Annotated in this window: 8 protein-coding genes and 1 tRNA gene; 1 reads left to right on the top strand and 8 read right to left on the bottom strand. The window is 47.7% G+C overall.

The features are described 5' to 3' along the window. Positions 1-132 precede the first annotated feature (132 nt). The 3 genes from NYP55_RS02300 to NYP55_RS02310 form a co-directional block, all read right to left on the bottom strand. Positions 133-9,741: a fatty acid synthase subunit beta domain-containing protein gene (locus NYP55_RS02300; protein WP_472781497.1), complete on the bottom strand. Its 9,609-nt coding sequence runs from the start codon at positions 9,739-9,741 to the stop codon at positions 133-135. Between the two features lie 178 nt (positions 9,742-9,919). Then, a complete protein-coding gene (locus NYP55_RS02305; RefSeq protein WP_101889742.1) occupies positions 9,920-11,581 on the bottom strand; it encodes an acyl-CoA carboxylase subunit beta in 1,662 nt (553 codons plus the stop codon). Then, on the bottom strand, positions 11,578-13,425 hold the full coding sequence (locus NYP55_RS02310; protein ID WP_101889743.1) for an ATP-binding protein: 1,848 nt from the start codon (positions 13,423-13,425) through the stop codon (positions 11,578-11,580). Before NYP55_RS02310 ends, NYP55_RS02305 begins: the two co-directional genes overlap by 4 nt. Before the next feature lie 150 nt (positions 13,426-13,575). Here NYP55_RS02310 and NYP55_RS02315 point away from each other — a divergent pair, with 150 nt between their 5' ends. Next, a complete protein-coding gene (locus NYP55_RS02315) occupies positions 13,576-14,229 on the top strand; it encodes a biotin transporter BioY (RefSeq protein WP_004129873.1) in 654 nt (217 codons plus the stop codon). Positions 14,230-14,887: 658 nt separating this feature from the next. On the opposite strand, the gene NYP55_RS02320 is transcribed toward NYP55_RS02315, so the two are convergent. The 5 genes from NYP55_RS02320 to NYP55_RS02340 all read right to left on the bottom strand — a co-directional run bounded on the left by NYP55_RS02320 (position 14,888) and on the right by NYP55_RS02340 (position 18,570). Then, positions 14,888-15,802, bottom strand: a complete 915-nt coding sequence (locus NYP55_RS02320; protein WP_018620067.1) for a biotin--[acetyl-CoA-carboxylase] ligase — start codon at positions 15,800-15,802, stop codon at positions 14,888-14,890. An 82-nt stretch (positions 15,803-15,884) separates the two neighbouring features. After that, the gene (gene nusG, locus NYP55_RS02325) at positions 15,885-16,724 is read right to left on the bottom strand and encodes a transcription termination/antitermination protein NusG (RefSeq protein ID WP_004129868.1); all 840 of its coding nucleotides are present in this window, start codon (positions 16,722-16,724) and stop codon (positions 15,885-15,887) included. 28 nt (positions 16,725-16,752) lie between these two features. After that, complete coding sequence (gene secE, locus NYP55_RS02330) at positions 16,753-16,968, bottom strand: preprotein translocase subunit SecE (protein ID WP_004111941.1); 216 nt, start codon at positions 16,966-16,968, stop codon at positions 16,753-16,755. 38 nt (positions 16,969-17,006) lie between these two features. Then, positions 17,007-17,082, bottom strand: a tRNA-Trp gene (locus NYP55_RS02335). A 183-nt stretch (positions 17,083-17,265) separates the two neighbouring features. Next, positions 17,266-18,570, bottom strand: a complete 1,305-nt coding sequence (locus tag NYP55_RS02340) for a pyridoxal phosphate-dependent aminotransferase (RefSeq protein WP_472781498.1) — start codon at positions 18,568-18,570, stop codon at positions 17,266-17,268. Positions 18,571-18,710 lie beyond the last annotated feature (140 nt).

Raw genomic sequence — 18,710 nt, forward strand, 5'->3', positions numbered from 1 at the left:
TGTAGTGCGTTTGTACTGAATTTTGGTGTTTTTTGATACAATCGCACTACAAAAACACGCAGAACTGTAGTGCGATTGTATGATGACACGCCGTAAACTCAGTACAATCGCACTACAAGGCAAGTCAATTCGTTAGCAATAATAGCCACTTGCATCTAAGCGAGCATCTGGGTTTAGCAGCATAGCTTTTTCTGCTTCATGACCATCGTAGCGCGACCCATCTGGCATGCGCGTGCCGTCTTTAAGCAAACGGCGATTTTGCACAGGCTCAAACAGTTGCACATGGCCCATCATGCCCTCTTGCAAAAGTCGCTGGCCTGCAGCCAAGCGCGCATTTGCCTTTGTTCGCCACTCGTTAAGCGCATCCACTCCAGCGCTAGAAGCCACAGCAGCCTCAAACGCGCCAGGATGCACAAGAGCCACAAATCCGCTAACATGACCGAATCCAAGCGATGTAGCAAGAGCCGCTTTAACGGAGCCAATGTGAATCCTATTGCGCAACCAAACCATGTGGTCGTCGCGCGCAAGCTTAGGATCCACGCAATCAAGCGAAGCGTTGATTGGAACCCAACCACTTCTAAACAGCTGAGTCAAGCCATTAATCTGGAACACGCATGCGCCACCCTTTGCGTGGCCAGTAAGCGACTTTTGGCTAATCACAAATAGCGGATTTCCGCTTGTGCGCCCAATCGCGTGCGCAAGCGTATTGTGCAACTCAGACTCATTAGGGTCGTTTGCGTTTGTAGACGTATCGTGCTTAGAAACAACAGCAATATCGTCTGGAGTAACGCCAAGCGCTGCCAAATCGCGCACAAGCTTGGAATCGCGGCCGCCCAATCCTGCAGCGAGCGCGCCCAATCCTGGAGCTGGAATTGAAGTGTGAATACCATCCGCGTATGAGTGAATGAATCCAACTACGCCAGCAACAGGCAAGCCAAGCTTAAGCGCAATATCTCCTCGCGTAATAAGAATCGTGCCGCCGCCTTGCGCTTCCAAGAATCCTCCGCGCCTGCGATCATTTGCACGCGAGAAGAATCGCGGATTTATGCCCTTTTCGTACATTTCCTTGCTGTTTGCAGTGGCGTTCATATTGCCAAAGCCAACCACGGACTCCACGCCAATATCGTCAATCGCTCCTGTTACAACAAAGTCGGCTTTGCCGAGCGCAATCTTATCAACGCCTTCTTCTAGCGAAACTGCAGCAGTTGCACATGCCGAAACTGGCTGAATCATGTTTCCATATCCGCCAATGTACGTTTGCATTACGTGAGCTGCAACAACATTTGGCAATGCTTCTTGAAGCACGTCTGTAGGAATTTCGTGATTTAGGAATCTATCCAAATACAGCTTTCGCATAGACGTCATTCCGCCAAATCCAGTACCTTGTGTTGATGCAACAAGAGACGGATGCACAGCTTGCAAAATTTCCGAAGGCGTAAATCCTGCGCAAATGTACGCGTCAACAGTAGAGACTATGTTCCAAAGCGCAATCGGGTCTACGCTTCCAACCATCGAAGCCGGAATACCCCACTTTAATGGGTCGAAGCCCTTAGGCAATTGCCCACCAACAGTGCGCGTCATGGCTGCTCGCCTTGGCACGCGAATCATGGATCCAGCTTTACGTGTAACAATCCACTCTCCCGACTCTTGGTCGCTAGAAATCTCGGTGTGCTCTTCGTCTAGCGCCACGTATTCGCGCGCAATTTGCTCTGTAGCAACGTTGAAAGATACATCGTGGTCTAAGAAGATTTCGGCTTCTTCTTCGTTTGCTCCGTCTTTGTAGTCGCCGCCCATGCCAGTTTCAAACGGCCTAATTCCCGAGCGAGCCACTACTTCGTCGCGATACTTTTCTGCAATGTCTTCTTCTGGCACAAGCGTGCCTTCCGCATCATACCATCCCGGCTTTGGCGAGTCTTGCCAAGTGAGCAATCCCATGCTCCAAGCCAATTCCAAAACAGCTCCTGCACAAAGCGAAACCGTTCCGTTATCTTGAATTGACTGCTCGGCACTAAAGCGCGTACGACCAGAGCCCCACGGACCAATCTCTCCAACAGAAACTATAACGATTTGGTCTTGCGGCTTTGCTGTTACGTTCTTCCAATCTTCCAAGTTAACGCTTGCTTGAGTTGGAATATTTGGAGATGGAAGCGCCTTATTTAGAGACTTGACTTCAGACTTGACTTCAGAATCGTTTGCAGCATTCTGATTAGCCTGCTTACGACTATTCTCTTGCAAAGCTTGAGCTTTAAGCTCGTTCAAGTCAAGCGGCTCCGAGCCTAATCCACCTGTTAAATCAACGTCTAGAGGCGCTTTTGCAGCAAGATTACGCGCATCTTTAGTGCACAAATCGAGCAAAAGATTCGCCATCTGGCTTGTTGTAAAGGTTTTTAAGCCACGACTTTCAACAGCTTCCACAAGAGGATCATTGCCTCCCATTAAGCCAGTTCCGCGCACCCAGCCGATCTTTGGATGAGCAAAAGTTACGCGATTCGACCACACTTTTTCTGCATGCGCGCGGTTCACAATGGCGTCAAATGCGCTCTTGACTTCGCCATAAGCTCCGTCGCCGCCAAAAATACCGCGATTAGGCGATCCTGGCAACACAACGTGCATACAATGCTTTACATCTGTGTCTGCTCCGATTTGCGCAAATCCTGCGATTGCGCGCTCAACACCCCAAAGCATAAGCCTGGATTGCGATTCAAAAAGCGCACCAGAATCCGCCAAAGTTCCACTAACTGGCGGAGCTGCAAATGGGAAGAATAGAGTTGGATTGTAAGCAGGCTTCAAAATGGTGGTTGTTGCTCCGCTAACCTTCTTAGAAACTGTGCCAACCCACTTTACAAGAGCGTCAACATCTCGGTAACTAGACAAGTTTGCTGGAACAAGCCACAATTTAGCTGAAGCTGTTGCGTGAAGTCTGTAAGCTTCTTTAGCCCACTTTTTTACACTCGGCTTAAAGCTGTGAGAAGTGGCAATAACCGTAGCTCCGCCTTCTAGAAGACCAGTCACAACTCGTGCTGCAATCGAATTTGGCGCAACGCCTGTTACAACAGCAACATCTCCTTCAAAGCAATTGGAGAAGATTTGCGAATCGTCTCCATAATGCTCATGATTACGCGACTTTGGCAAATCGCCAGTAGACTTTAGCGCATCTTTTGCAACTTGCTCAAAAATAGAAGACAATACCGTGTAATTGCTGCCTTTGCTCTTTTTAGCAAACCACTCAGCTTCGCGAGCAGTTGCGCTCCCTAATCCAACAAAGCTACCGTAGCGGTTCAAAATTTCGCTAACTTGCTTAAGATCTTCGGAATTATTCGCGCAAGAATCATACCCAGAATTGTAGTAGATACGCGCCAAATCTTCGCGAGCGCTAGCCCATCGATCGTCGAAAAGAATCGCCTTGCGCTCATCGAATCGAGGCTCTACTTGCTTTGGCCAATCTGCTCCAAGCTCAGCTTCTACAGCTGCAACAACAGCCGCATTTTCATCCGCTTCATCTTGCACTTTAGGCTCTTCAACACCAAGCTTTGCTAGCACAAACTTAGCAGTAGCAGCCAAAACTCCATCCGCGCCAACAACCTGTTGAGCAAAAGCGTCAAGCGCCGCAGAATCAACAACCGCGCCGCCTGCAGCGCCAGAGCCTGCAGAACCTGGCTGAGCAAGAGTAATTCCGTGCTGTTTAGCAACTTGATTAATCGCAGAATCAATCAACGCTTGAGCTGCAGAAGCGTTCTTTGCTGGCTGCGTAGAGAGCTGCGCCAAATCGCCTCCGCGAACGCTTGCGCCAAATCGCGTTTGCAAAACAAGAGCCGCCAAAACGTGCGCGCGCCAGCCTTCGCCAAGCTTATAGACTTCCGTAATGCGCTTATCTACTTGAGCAGGCTTTACACCAGCTGCGCCAAAAAGCGACCTTAAACTTTGCCTTACAATGTCGCTAAGAACGGCACCAAAAGCCTTGTAGCGAGGAGCAGCGGAGTTTACTAGCTTGCTAAGAGCGCTCATTGGAGCTTCTGCAGCACCGTCCACGCTAGGCACGCCAAGCTCGGAGCTTATGTCCATTAAAAGCTGGTTTCGCCTAGAAGATACGCCGTTTGTTAGCGTATCCGTTGTGTCGGCAGCGCCAATTTGGTCAGCGCGAATCTTAGCACTGTATGCAATCAGCATTTCAATAGCATCCGACGCCTTAAACGCAATATCTGCAACAGAGCCAGATGGCACATTTGGCACTGCATTTGATGCATTTTGTACAGAATTATTTGCATTATTATTTGCATTATTATTTGCATTTATTTGAGTAGATGCAGAAGCAGATGCAGCACTTGCCGTTGCGGTTGCTTGCGACTTTTGCGCAGCAGCTTGGGAAGAATCGCCAGCAACCGACGCGTCATTAACCGCGCTTTCATCGTCTTCAAAAACTTCTGGCACAAGCGAATCTGTGTCTGTTTTATAAACACGACTCTCGTCTCGCCCAACGTTATAAACAGCAACACGCTGACTACTAAACTCTGGCAATGCAAGCGTTTTTGTACCAAGATTTGCCAAAGTTGGAGCATTCGCTAAACCAACTTCAACATATTCTTCTACGCCCAATCCGCCGCAAGATTCGCTAGAGAACATAAGCGCTTGCGTTTCAATCCAACGAACAGGGGAAGCAAACTGCCAAGAAAGAAGCTCCGTAAGAAGCAATCTGCCGAGTTTTTGCTCATCAGCGGCATAAGAATCCCAAGTTGCATCATCTTGCAAAGCTGCTTCAATTCGCTTTGAAGGAACAACGTCTAGAATCTTTTGCGCAAATTCGCGCGTAAGCTCAAACGGACATGCAACCAAGTTTGGAATGTAGCGTCCAACAAGCACAGAGTAATCAATATGCTTTGGAAGAAGCGAATCCAGCTTATCGCGGAACTCTGGCACACCTTTTCTAAGCAGCTTAGAATGGAATGGCACGTCAATTCCTGGAACCAAAATAAACGGCGGCTTTCCACCATATTCTTTAGCACGCTTAGCGGAATCTTCGGCCAAAGCTTTAAGACCTTTTATTGTTCCTGCAATCGCATACTGCTGACCTGCCAAATTGTAGTTTACGATTTGCAAGAATTCGCCAGTTTGCTTAGAGATTCCTTCAACATACGCGTTTACGCCATCGTCTCCTACGCCAAACTGGTTTGGACGCAAAGCTCCCATTCTATAGTTGGATCGGCCTTGCGCATCTCGCTCAATCAAATGATGCATTGTAGATCCGCGGTGAAACACGAGCTCCAACACGGTTTCTAGCGGAATAATTTGAGCGAAAGAGCTTAGCGCATTGTATTCACCAAGCGAATGGCCAGCAAAGTAGGCAGGCCAAATATCGCATCCAGCTTCACGCAAGCGAGCAGTTTGTGCAAAAGCAACAGTAGCGAGCGCAACTTGCGTAAATTGCGTTAAGTTAAGCAAGCCTTCTGGGTGACGATACGTTACGCCATTTGCTGTTAGCTCCTTAGGATTATCTCGAACAACAGCAAGAATTGAGAATCCGAGCTTTTCGCGAGTAAGCTTATCGGCGCGCTGCCAAGTTTCGCGCACAGCTGGCGATTTTGCGCGCTCATCTAGCGACATACCTTGCTTTTGAATACCCTGACCCGGGTATACAAAGGCGGCGCGCGGCGAGCTTGTAAGAGCGCTGGCCTTAGACACAACTTGCCCATTTACGCGGCATGTTACTTCTAGCGCAAGTCCTGCACGTCGAACTTTTCCTACGCGCTCAACAGTTATCTCAACCTTATCGTTAAGCTGCACCATGCCGTACATGTTGTACGTCCAGCCAATCAACTCGTAGCGCGCGCCTTTTTCATCCAAGGCTTGCGCAACGTGCTGAGCTGCCGCCGAAAGCCACATTCCGTGCACAAGCGGCGCTTTAAGCCCAGATATTGCAGCGCCTCTGTAAGAAGTGTGAATTGGGTTAAAATCGCCAGAAGTGCGCGCAAACGCCGTCATGTCTTTAGGCGCGCTCACAACAACTCTTCTAAGCATTCTTCTAGGAGTTGCATCCACATCATATCCGTGCAAATCCGCGGCAGCTCCGTATTGTGCAGCAGGCTTTGGCAACGCTGAACTGTAGCTGCGTCCGCGAATCGCAAATCGCTCTGTTTCGTGAGCTAAACGCGTTCCGTCTTGCGCAAAATGAACAACGTTAATCGTAACAACGCGTCCAGAAGCAGACTCTTGCGCGCTTTGCGCCCAACCAACAAGGTTTACGCGCTCGCCCACATGCTTGTTCAAATCGCTATTTGAAACGTCTAACTCTATTAAGTGATCTAAATGAACCGCGTTAAGCAAGCCTTCGATTACTGGGTACCCATTTACCATTACAGATCCCAAAGCAGAATAAATTGTTGGCCAAGCAGGACCAACTAGCGCGTCTGGCACGATTTTAGACGCTTGAAGACCGCCAGAAAGTCGCCCAGCTGTAGAAGATTCGTGATCGATTCCAAGATTTCTAGAAAGCGTGTACGAAGATTTTACTACGCCAAATGGCGATTCTTCACTTTGCTCGCTTACATCAACTTTAGGCATTTCGCTTAAAGCATCTCCCGTAATCGCAACATTTCCAATGCCTGCTGTAGCTGCAAGCATCTTATAAACGTGCTTTGGCAAGCGCTCTCTATCTACTACTGGCACGCCTCCTGCGCGATTTGCGTCTACAATAAGCGGAATCACAATGTTTCGCACAGCGTGATTCTTATTGCTGTTCTCATTCTTGCTTGAATCGTTAGCGCTTGAATCATTTCCGCTTAAATTATCCCAGAATGTGTCTAATTTAATGTCTAAATCAAGCTTAATTACGCTATCTTCTTCACTAACAACGCTTATAACGTAGTTTTCGCTATCATTTTGCGTTTTGTAAGCAGGATTAGAAGTTAGGTGACCAATCCAAGATATATTCGGGCATGCGCGCACGTATTCTTCAACGTTTTTTGCGCACGCGATTTGGCTAAACGCGCTTTGGCTAAACGCGCTTTGCGCAAGAGAAACTCTAGAATCGCCAGCAGCCGAACGTTTTATAACCGCATCTTCAAATCTTCCCAAAATATTCGCAATCGGCTCGTCCATTGTTGTTATTCCAGCAACAGAAATCGGCCCTGGAATTACGCGAACAGCATCTGCCGAGTATCGCGAATCTTCCGACTGCCAAAGCTGATCCTGACCCCACCAGCGAAGCAAATCGTTGTCGATTACTGGCACAAACGGCATTGGCTTAGGGTATTCGCGCACCAAAGTTGGGAACCATGCGGCATCCATTGGAATAACGTTTGTTTGCGCTGCATCTGAGAACTTTTCAATAAGATTATTCAAAGCTTCTTGAGGATTTTCAAAAATGCTTTTAGCAGAAGGCAAGCTTGACTCAAATTCGCCAGAATCTTGCAACGTAAAACGCGCTTCGATTCGCTTAAGCAAATGAGCATAGCGATCCGCGTATGTGGAATCCGCCCACGGGTAGCATAAGTCTAGGAATCGTTGTGCAAATTGCTTGTATGTCATGCTTTCAACATTGCCAAAATATGGCTTTGCTGTTGTGTTAAGAGCAGCAATAACCTTGTCTTTGCGTAATTCAAGCTCTTCTGGATGCTTCATCATGTGAACAAGAAGCCTTCCACAACGCGCAGACGCATTTTCAATCTCGTAAATATCTGCGTGCAAATGGCTTAATCCGCTTGTTACTCCGCCAACAACCTTTCCAGACGGCACCCAGCGCTCGCCAATCGGAGCAAACGGATCTTCACTTGCGCCAAGACCTTCCACGCATGCATCATTTGCTTCTGTGATTCCAGGCGTCTCCACCAACATGCGCTTAACTTGCGGACTTGTGTGCGCTTCCTTTGCCGTCATTGCTGCTGTGCCAATCATTACGGCATCCACAGGCATATTTGGCAAATCGTACTTATTGGACCATTCGCCACTAATGTAGTCGGCAGCGCGCGAAGGAGTGCCAATTCCGCCACCTGCTACAAGCACCAAATTATTGCATTCGCGCGCTTGAGCATAAGTGCTAATAAGCAAATCATCTAGCGACTCCCAAGAGTGGTGTCCACCTGCAGATCCGCCTTCTACTTGCGCAATAATCGTTGCTGGCTTAACAGCTTTTGCAATGCGAATAACTTGACGAATCTGATCTACTGTTCCTGGCTTAAAAGCAACATACGGGAATCCGTCTTCTTGAAGAGTTTTAACAAGTTCCTTCGCTTCGTCTAGCTCTGGGATTCCTGCAGATATTACAACTCCGTCGATTGGCGCTCCCGAAGCGCGCTTTTTTGGAACTATGCGCTTGGCGCCAAATTGCAAATTCCACAAATAGCGGTCCATAAACATTGCGTTGAATTCTACAGTTGCTCCCTCTTTTAGCTGATTTTGGAGCATTTCCACGTGCTTGTTAAACACTTCTTCTGTTACTTGGCCACCGCCTGCAAGCTCTGCCCAGTACCCCGCGTTTGCAGCAGCTGCAACGATTTGCGGGTCTACGGTTGTTGGAGTCATGCCTGCAAGAAGAACAGGAGCTTTGCCTGTTAGCTGGCTAAACTTTGTAACTACTTTGCGCCCCAATGGCGTTTCTACTACGCGTGGTGCAAAATCCGCCCAGCATCCCGTGCGCAAAGAATTTGCGGAAGAAGCGTCCAGTGTAGACGCATTAGCGCGAGAGACCATTGTTCCAGCTTCTACGATTCCAGCGCCACTTCCCTGAACCAGCACACTTGTAAGCTTTCCAAGCACTTCTCCAGGACCCATGTCGATTACCCACAAATCTTTAGCAGATTCGCCCAGATTTGCCAAAGTTTTTTTGATTTGACTTGCCCAATCCACTTGCTCTACTAAAACTTGATTTGCAAGACTTCTAGTAAGATCGGCATTTAACCCAGCTTCTTTTGCCCATTTTTCAGCGTTATCTACAGCTTTGCTCATCATTGGCGAATGGAATGGCACTGTAACATCTAAATACTCTGCGATTGGCGCAAAAACCGATCCGCCGCGCTGCTTCATATCTCGTAATTTTTTAGAATGGGTCGCTTCTTTTTGCGCTTCGCTTAAAACGGCCTCCATGTCTTGCGGATAGCCAGATAACACCATGTGATTTCGCGAATTTTTAACTGCTATCGAAACTTCGGCACGCTTACGATCCACGCGCGAAATCAAAACTTCTGCCTGTTTTTGAGTTACGCCTTTTAACGAAAGCATTGGAGTTGCAGAGCCGTTTCCGCTTATTTCCAAAAGCCGCGCTTCGCGATCTGCAGCCGCTCCGATTATGTATGCAATCGCCAAAAGTTCCGCGATTTTGCCTTGCGCTGCCTGCCAAGAGCCAGCCTCTAATCGCGCTTCTACCATTTTTGCAGCAATCACGCCTTGAGAATGACCAAGACTTGCGATTGGCTTGCAAACTTCAAAATTGTACCCAAGATTTGTAAAATCACTAACAGCTGCAAGCTGCGCCAATGCGATTCCTGGAACGCTTATTTGCGCGTCTTGCGTGCGATCATTTGTGGATTCTAAAGCGTCGAATACGTTTATGTCTTTTCCTGCGTTTGCTAAAAGTTGCGCATATATATTGTTCAAAAGATTTTTTGCGCTGTTATTGTAATCGCGTAGTTGCGCGCTTAAATCTTCGTCTTTTTGCGCTTCTTTTAACGCTTGAACCCACGGCGTGGATTGCCCTGCAAAAGATAAAATATGTGGATTTTGTGCAAGCTCATCAAATAAGTATTTTGTCATTTTATTTTCCTTTGTTTGTGGGTTTACGTTTTATTTTTAAGATTTGTGTTTTGGATTATTTGTGACTTTCGGATTATTTGTGACTTGTTGCTAGTCGCGCGTGGCGGCTGCTTGCGATTAATCCGCGCGGCTCAAATCATCTAAAATCATCCGCAAATCGTCTCAAATCATTCTTAAATCACATTGGCTGGTTTCCATGATGCTTCCCCGTTCTCGAAACACGTTTTTTACTTCTTAAAATCTTCAAAGAATTAGCAATAACATCTCTTGTTTGCTCCGGATCTATCATTGCGTCAATCTGGCCAGTTTCCAGCGAAAGATTCGCGTTTACAGTGGTATTTTCGTAATTCTCAACAAGCTTTTTTCTTAAAGCGTCAACATCTTGACCGCGCTCTTTTGCTTTTTGCAAATCCTTGCGATGAATAATGTTCACAGCTCCTTGAGCGCCCAAAACCGCTATCTGGCTGGTAGGCCAAGCGTAGTTAAAGTCTGCGCCCATAGACTTTGAGCCCATTACAATGTATGCTCCACCAAAAGCCTTGCGTAAAATCACGGTAACAAGCGGAACTTGCGCGTTTGCGTACGCGTAAATCACTTTTGCGCCTCTGCGAATAATTCCAGCATGCTCCTGGTCCGATCCTGGCTTGTATCCAGGAGTGTCTACAAGAGTTACAACAGGAAGATTAAACGCGTCGCACAATCGCACAAATCGCGCTACTTTTTCGGAAGAATTAACGTCTAAAATTCCCGCGTTTACCTTAGGCTGATTTGCCACTATTCCAACAGGATGCCCGTCTATGCAAGCAAAACCAACAACCGCGGATGCAGCATAAAGCTCCTGAACTTGCACAAATTCGCCATAATCTACGATTGCGCGAATAACGTCTAAAACGTCGTACGGCTGGCGATCATTGCTCGGAACAATAGTCGCAAGCTGCTTAGCGGTTTCTCTGTCTGCGCGAGTGGCAGCGTATGCGAATGTTGGCGGATTTTGATTGCAATTTTGCGGCAAATAAGCAAGGATCGTGCGCGCGTAGTCAATGGCGTCCGCCTCGTCTTCGCCCAAATAGTGAGCAACGCCCGAAGTGGAGTTATGCACATATCCACCGCCCAAATCGTCCATGCTAATCGACTCGCCTGTAGCAGCCTTAACAACATCTGGACCAGTTACAAACATGTTGGAATGCTCGCGAGTCATGATTATAAAATCCGTAAGAGCAGGGCAATAAACTGCGCCACCAGCACAAGGTCCTAAAATCAAGGAAATTTGCGGAATTAAACCGCTTGCTTCACAAGTTTTTTTGAAGATTCTGCCATATTGCGTAAGCGCGTTAACGCCTTCTTGAATGCGAGCGCCGCCCGAGTCGATTAGCGCAACAACAGGAACCGCAAGTTGCAACGCCATGTCTAAAAGATGGCAAATTTTCTGGCCTTCAGCGCGTCCAAGCGTGCCGCCGCGAACGGAAAAATCTTGAGCATAAACTGCCACTTTTTTGCCGTACACTTCGCCAAAGCCAGTGATTACAGCGCATCCTGCAACATCGTTATTTATATCTCCGCCATTAAAGCGGCCGATTTCTTCAAACGTGCCTGTGTCAAAAAGCAAATCCAAGCGCTCTCTTGCAGTGGATTTTCCCTTTGCATGCTGGCGTTCTAAAGCCTTCTGCTCGGCGTCTCTTGCAAGGCGAGCCGCGTGTTCTACGGCTGCTTTTCCGCGCTGAGGCTGCGTAGGCTGCGTTGGCTGAGCGTCTTGCGCATTTTGCGTGTCTTTATTAACTTGTGCAGCGCTTTTATTAACATCTTTTGCAACTTGCGTATCATCTTTAGTAAGCGCACTCATTTTGCACTACCGCCTTTAGTCACGTCAATTGTTACAAGCTTTTCGCCTGCTTCTACACCATCTCCAGGCCCAACAAAAATGCCAGTAACTACGCCAGCTGCAGGTGCGTAAACGTAGTTTTCCATTTTCATGGATTCAAGAACAGCAAGTAAATCACCTTTGGCTACGCTCTGACCTTCCGCAACGTTTACACGCGTAATCACAGCTTGCATTGGAGCAGAAATCACGCCAGGAGCGTCCTTAGGTGTTTCCGACTTATGAGTATCTCCCCTTAATCCTCGCCCTCTAAGCGGCTGCGATGCGCGAACCGTGCTTCTAACTCGTGCAGAACCAGTAAGATTGTCTACAATGTCTTGCGGAATAGTAAGTTTTACGCGCTTATTGTCTACTTCTATTACAAAAGACTCCATTTTGGTCGGCTTATTTTGCGCGTCTTCACCAGCCTTATTGGAATACAAAGAAGCAGGCTGTCCGCCATTTGCCGCTGCAGCAGTACGGTTCAAATACTTGCGTTCAAGCCATTTTGTAGAAATATCAAAATCGTGATCTTGAGCCGTAAAATCAGGGTCGTTAAAAATTTGCTCAAAAAGCTTAGCAGGAGTAGGCACGCCCTCAATGCAAAGCTCCTTAAGCGCACGCCTTACGCGAGCAATTGCCGCATCGCGATTTTGCGCCGTAACAATAAGCTTGCCCATCATGGAGTCGAATTTTGGAGACACGCTATCTCCAACTTCTACGCCAGAATCCACGCGAATTCCAGGGCCCGATGGCCATTCTATTTTTGTTAGCGTGCCTGCACTAGGCGTAAGATTCGTTGCTGGATCTTCCGAAGTGATTCTAAGTTCAAAACTGTGTCCGCGCGAAGGGTGATTTTGCGTAAGCTCGCCGCCGTCGGCAATCATAAGCTGTTCGCGCACAAGATCTAGTCCGCTAACTTCCTCACTAACTGTGTGCTCAACTTGCAATCGTGGGTTCACTTCCAAGAAGTAAACTTTGTGTTGAGAAGTCACCATATATTCGCACGTGCCCAAACCAACGTAGTCAACAGCTTCAAATAGGTTACGAGAATATCGGTGAAGCTGCGCATTCTCATCATCGGTAAGGAATGGTGCTGGTGCTTCCTCAACCAACTTTTGGTTTCGGCGCTGCACCGAGCAATCGCGCGTGGAATATATGGTGAAGTTTCCATGTGAATCGCGGCCAACTTGCGTTTCCACATGCCTGGCCTTGTCTATAAAACGCTCAATAAAGTACTCGTCAAGGTCGCCGCCTTGCAAAGCGTCGTGGTTCATGTAGAATCCGCGAAGCTCATCATCGTTTTGCACAACGGTTATTCCGCGGCCGCCGCCGCCATCCGTGCGCTTCATCATAACTGGGTAGCCGTGTGTTTGCGCAAAAGTCAGCAATTCTCGAATGTCTTTTACTGGCTCCGAGATTCCTGGAACGGGCGGCACTTTAGCGCGAGTTGCCACGCGCCGCGCGGTTATTTTATCCCCTAAATCAATAAGCGCTTCTGGCTTCGGACCAATCCACACAGCGCCAGCATCAATCACCTTTTGCGCAAAACTCGCTACTTCCGATAAAAATCCGTAGCCTGGGTGCACAGCATCCGCTCCGCTTTTATGCAAAATGTCTATAATCGCGTCTTCGTTTAAATAAGTGTCTCTGTACGTGTCTCCGGAAAGCGCGTACGCTTCGTCTGCCATCTCAACATACTGTGCTTGACGGTCGGATGCCGCATAAATAGCCACAGTTGGGATTCCCATTTCTTGGGCAGTGCGAATCACTCTAAGCGCGATTTCGCCGCGATTTGCCACAAGTATTTTTTTGATATTCGTAACCATATGTTACAAGTTATATGAAATTTGGCTTATAGTATCCGTGAATTTGAACAAAACATTATGCGATTTTTTGTAAACTTCTCCAACGCGCGCTGCCCGATTCTTGTCTAATGTTTGATTCAGCAACGAAAAACAATACGAAAGAAGGATATCGTGGCTAATTTTGAATCAAACTCTGGCGCAAACTCTAATGCAGTTGCATCTAAGGCATTTGACATTAATCGTTTAGCTGTTCCATTTGCTAAGGCATTTTTGTTTACTGTTCTTATTAGCGCTGCCACTATGGCTGGCGCATTGCCAATTCCTGGAACTCCTGTTCCTGTAACTTTGCAAACTTTGGTTTTGGCTTTGGCAGGTCTTACTTTGACTTGGCGCCAAGCCGTTAGCTCTGTGCTTATGTACCTTGCGATTGGTGCTGCTGGAATGCCAGTGTTTGCAGGCGGAAAGAGTGGCGTTGTGGCTTTTGCAGGTCCTAGCGTTGGATTTCTTGTTGGATTCGTATTCGGCGTGGCTGCGATTGCGCTTGTAAAGTCTGCTCTCGAAGGTGTTGTTAATGCTGCTATGCCAGAGGATTCTGTTGCTAAGAAATTTGCACGATTTGGCGCGTATTTTGCAGCGTCTGTTGTTGGTTCTCTTGTGATTTACGCATTTGGTTTTGTAGGCCAATCGCTTATGATGCACTTGCCTGTTTGGGCAATCGCCGTGGCTTCTACTGGCTTTATTGTGGGCGATATTATTAAAGCTGCAATCGCTAGCGCTGCTTGCGCAGGATTGTATGGCGCGTTTAAGCACAACACCAATGCGTGATGCGTGATGCGTGATGCGTGATTAATCTCAAGCGTAACGCGCTAACTATTCTAAGGCCGCAGTGACGAGACTGCGGTCTTTTTTGTATCAAAAGCAAGATCACTTTGACTCATTTTCGCGCTCAGGCAGGTCATGTCGTTAGCGCGGTCTAAACGCGCTAACGTCTTCGCCTGCGTTGAAAGCACACTGTGCTTTCAACTTTGAGCAAGCTCAGCGCGCCAAATTGCCTTCGCGCGCTACGCTTCAAGCGCTCAGGCAGGTCGTCGCGCAAGCTAGGTAGAGATTCGAGATTTTTCGCAGCGGATGAAGCGAACCTCAGCATGAAATGGTGATTCGCTGAAGCAGCAAGAAAAATCGAGAATCTCAGGCGATTAAGCAATACGTAATTGTTCAAGCACGTAAGAGGGCTGGGTGATTCTTGGTCGAACAGTATAAGAGCGGCAGCCGATATTAGACAACCCAATGACACACACATACAAACAAACTTAAACCAAAAACAGAAAATCAAAGCCAAATCGGAACAACCGCAACAGCAGACAACACGCAAGAGGCGGAGCGTTGTGAGACAAGAAACACCCAGCCCTCCTACAACACTAGGCGAGGAAAACCGTTCGCGCGTTACAGCGCGCTCAGGTAGGTTGTCGCGCCCACGTTTGTATCAAACACTAAGCGCGTGAACATCGCCCGTGTGCACAATCGCAGATTCTCCCGAGTCTTTAAGAATCAAAAGCGAAGCATCATCAGTAACGCTCTGAGCAATGCCTTTAACGCATTCGCTGTTGTTTAACTCGCTATTAACTTCTGGCGCATACACGCTAACTTTGCGCCCAAGAGTCCAGCAAACTGCGCTAACTTCCTTACGCAAGCACAATGCGTTTTGCGCAGGATTTTGCACAAAACTCGCGAGTCTATTGTTTAAGTTTTTCGCTAAACGCTTAGCAATAATATCCCTTAACTCCATAGCGTCTGGAAGATTCGCGTAATGCATTTGTAAAGATGTTGCTTTTTCGATTGGAAGATTGCTTTTAGACACATTAAGATTAAGGCCGATTCCAAAAATCACACCAATATTTTGTTGTAAAGAGTCATGATTTGCAAGTGCTGCGATTTCGGTTAAAATTCCGCCTTCTTTGCAATCGCCAATAAAAATGTCATTTGGCCACTTGATTTTTATTTCTTGACCAAAATCGCAAATTTTACTTTCGACTTCGCCGATTTCGCTAATTTCGCCAACTTCGCTGGCTTCTGCGATTTTGCGCGCACCAACATCTTTAAGCGCGCCAATCAACGCGTCTCTTGCGCAAAGTCCTGCAATCATAGGCAGCCAACCGTTGTATTTTGAATCCATAACAACGCTTTTTGGCAAAACAGCACCATAAGACGCTAGAAAGCTTTGCCCCGATTCGCTAACCCACTTGCGACCAAGACGACCTCTGCCAGCGCTTTGATTGTTTGCAATAATCGCACAAACAAGCGGATTCAAGATTGAAGAGCTTTCAAAATCGCAATCAATAAGCTCTTTTCGCGCAATATTTTGCGTAGAATCAACCGAGTCTAAAAAGATAAAATTCATCGAGAATTAAATCCCTTAAAATCTATTAAAATCGCCTAAACAGACTAAACCTATTAAACAACAGCTATCAAAGAAATAGCTATCAAACAATAGGCTCTACCTGGTCAAAGCCAAGCTCCACAGGAGTCTCTCTGCCAAAGATAGAAACAAGAACCGTAAGCTTTTGCGTTGTAGGATCTACGTCCGAAACAACGGCAGCCATAGTTGCAAATGGGCCGTCGGTAACTGTAACTTGATCTCCAACCTTGTAAGCAACCTCAACAGTACGCTTACGAGCTGCTGCTGGCTTATCTCCAGCCTTCTTCAACGCCTCAGACGCAATCATAGGAGCCATCATATCAATAACTTCCTTGCGGCTAAGAGGCGCTGGCTCCTTAGACGGGCCAACAAAACCAGTAACACCTTCGGTCTCGCGCACAATGCGGCGAGCATTCTCGTCTGGCCACATGCGAATAAGCACATATCCTGGAACGCGCACGCGCGTAATAACCTTCTTGCCCTTGTCTGTGTGCTTTTCGACTTCTTCCATTGGAACTTCAATCTGGAAAATCTTGTCTTCCAAACCAAAGCTTTGAACGCGAGATTCAACGTTAGTTTTAACGCGCTTCTCGTAGCCAGAGTAGGTGTGAAGAACATACCACTTGCCTTCAAGAGTTCGCAAAGTCTTGGAGAATTCGGCAACAGCGGCTGCGCCAGCGTCTGTAGGGTCTACGTCTGCAGAGTCGGCGGAATCGGTGGAATCAGCAGAATTGTCGGCAGAATCAGCGTTATTTTCCGCTGGCAAATCGCCAGCAGCCGTAGAATCAGCCTGCTCATGCGCCTCCACCGCATCGGCAGATGCGTCTAAATTCGCAAGATTATCTAGATTCTCTACAGAATTATCTACGGATTCAACATTTTCGAGATTCAACTCGTCAGTCATATTTGCACACCCTCAAAATTCGTCTAAATCAGCCAAACAGCCACATAACGGACTTTCCTAAACCGAAGTCCATAACAGTGACAAAAACCATCAAGAAAATAACAAAAATAAACACGGAAGCTGACCAAGCAAACAACTCTTTGCCGTGTGGAGCTACGACTTTGCGCGTTTCGTCAATAGTTTGCTTAATGAACATGCCAATACGCATGAACAAATTTGGCTTCTTCTCTTTTGCCTTGGCCATGCTTGAATCCTTCGTTTGAAAATTGTTAACAATAAAACTGGCAGGGACGGCGGGACTCGAACCCACAACCTACGGTTTTGGAGACCGTTGCGCTACCAATTGCGCCACATCCCTAGGTGAACTTGCTAATCATACCTTAAAAAGATTGACTTGGCAAAACCGCCGAATATTCATGATAGCGGAAGGGCAAGATTTAAGGGTTTTTATTATGATTAGCGAGTGTCGCTAAATGCGCGGTTGCTGGCGACTTTTCCGCGTGAAAACGCGCTGCCGCCTAGTGAAGACGCGCTGCAACGCTTAAAACGCGCTTCCGCCTTCAATCCACTGCTTCATGCGCCTCATGCCCTCTGCAAGTTGACTATCCGCCAAAGCGCACGAGAATCGCAAGTAGCCAGGCGCGCCAAAAGCCTCGCCAGGAACAGCAGCAACATGCGCTTCGTCAAGAAGCATTTGCGCAAGCGCAGACGATGTGCCTGGAATCTTAGAATCCTTGCCCAACGGGCGATTAAGCAGCGCCTCAACATTTGCAAACGCATAGAAAGCGCCGTGCGAAAGAGGGCAAGTTACGCCTTTCATGCTGTTTAACGCTTGCACAATCGCCTTGCGACGAGCGTCGAAGGAATCACGCATTTTTGCAACTTCGTCTAATGGCCCGCCAACTGCTGCAAGAGCTGCGCGCTGCGAAATATTAGAAACGTTAGACGTCATGTGGCTTTGAAGCTTAATCGCGGCTTTTGCGGCCTCAAGCGGCACAACCATCCAACCAACACGCCAACCTGGCATTGCGTAAGTTTTTGCAACGCCATTCAAAACAAGCAGCTGGTCGCGCACTTCTGGCACTTCCACGCCAATGTACGAAGTTTTTACGCCGTCGTAATGCAAGTGCTCGTAAATCTCGTCGGAAAGCACCCAAATGTGGTGTTTTACAGCCCATTCGCCAATCGCGCGAATCGTTTGCGCGCTCCAAATAGCGCCTGTTGGATTAGAAGGCGAAGTTACAATAATCGCACGCGTGCGCGGTGTGCGAGCCGCCTCAATCGCCTCAATATCTGGCTCAAAACCGCGATCCGCGCCAGACATAACCGCCACTGGTACGCCGCCTGCAAGTTTTACCGCCTCTGGATAGCTTGTCCAATATGGCGCTGGGATTATAACTTCGTCGCCGTCGTTTAGCAAAATCTGGCATGCTTCGTAAACAGCCTGTTTGCCGCCATTCGTTACAACAACTTGATTTGGGGAAACATCGTAGCCAGAATCGCGCTTAACTTTGCGCGCAATCGCCTCGCGTAACTCTGGAAGGCCAGCCGTAGCCGTATACTTGTAGTTTTTTGGGTCTTTGCATGCGGCGGCTGCGGCTTCCACAATATAGAGCGGCGTTGGAAAATCAGGTTCACCTGCGCCGAAGCTAATAACGTCGATTCCTGCGGCTTTCATCGCTTTCGCTTTGCCATCTACAGCAAGCGTTGCGCTTGGCGCCACTTTGTTAATGCGATTGCTCATAGAGCGCCATTGGGAGTTTGATGTATTTGCTGCGATTTGTTGCGAACCTTCTGCGATTTGCGATGCATTTTCTGCCATATTTGCTGCGATATTTTCTGCCATACTTACAGTTTAGCCATTACACGTTATTTCACGATTTTGTTTCTTTTTGCCCACATTTGTTTACGTACTAGCCGATTTGGGAAACAAACGCGGGAAAATTGACAACTTCGAGCTGCTTAATGCGCCAACTATTTCCGCTT

This window comes from Gardnerella sp. c10Ua_31 (genome assembly GCF_055700915.1).

Bases quoted from the DNA above. Each gene is read 5' to 3' on its own strand.
- nusG (WP_004129868.1), bottom strand. From the start codon at position 16,724: ATGACTGACGAGTTGAATCTCGAAAATGTTGAATCCGTAGATAATTCT.
- NYP55_RS02340 (WP_472781498.1), bottom strand. From the start codon at position 18,570: ATGGCAGAAAATATCGCAGCAAATATGGCAGAAAATGCATCGCAAATC.
- NYP55_RS02310 (WP_101889743.1), bottom strand. From the start codon at position 13,425: ATGGTTACGAATATCAAAAAAATACTTGTGGCAAATCGCGGCGAAATC.
- NYP55_RS02305 (WP_101889742.1), bottom strand. From the start codon at position 11,581: ATGAGTGCGCTTACTAAAGATGATACGCAAGTTGCAAAAGATGTTAAT.
- NYP55_RS02300 (WP_472781497.1), bottom strand. From the start codon at position 9,741: ATGACAAAATACTTATTTGATGAGCTTGCACAAAATCCACATATTTTA.
- NYP55_RS02320 (WP_018620067.1), bottom strand. From the start codon at position 15,802: ATGAATTTTATCTTTTTAGACTCGGTTGATTCTACGCAAAATATTGCG.
- secE (WP_004111941.1), bottom strand. From the start codon at position 16,968: ATGGCCAAGGCAAAAGAGAAGAAGCCAAATTTGTTCATGCGTATTGGC.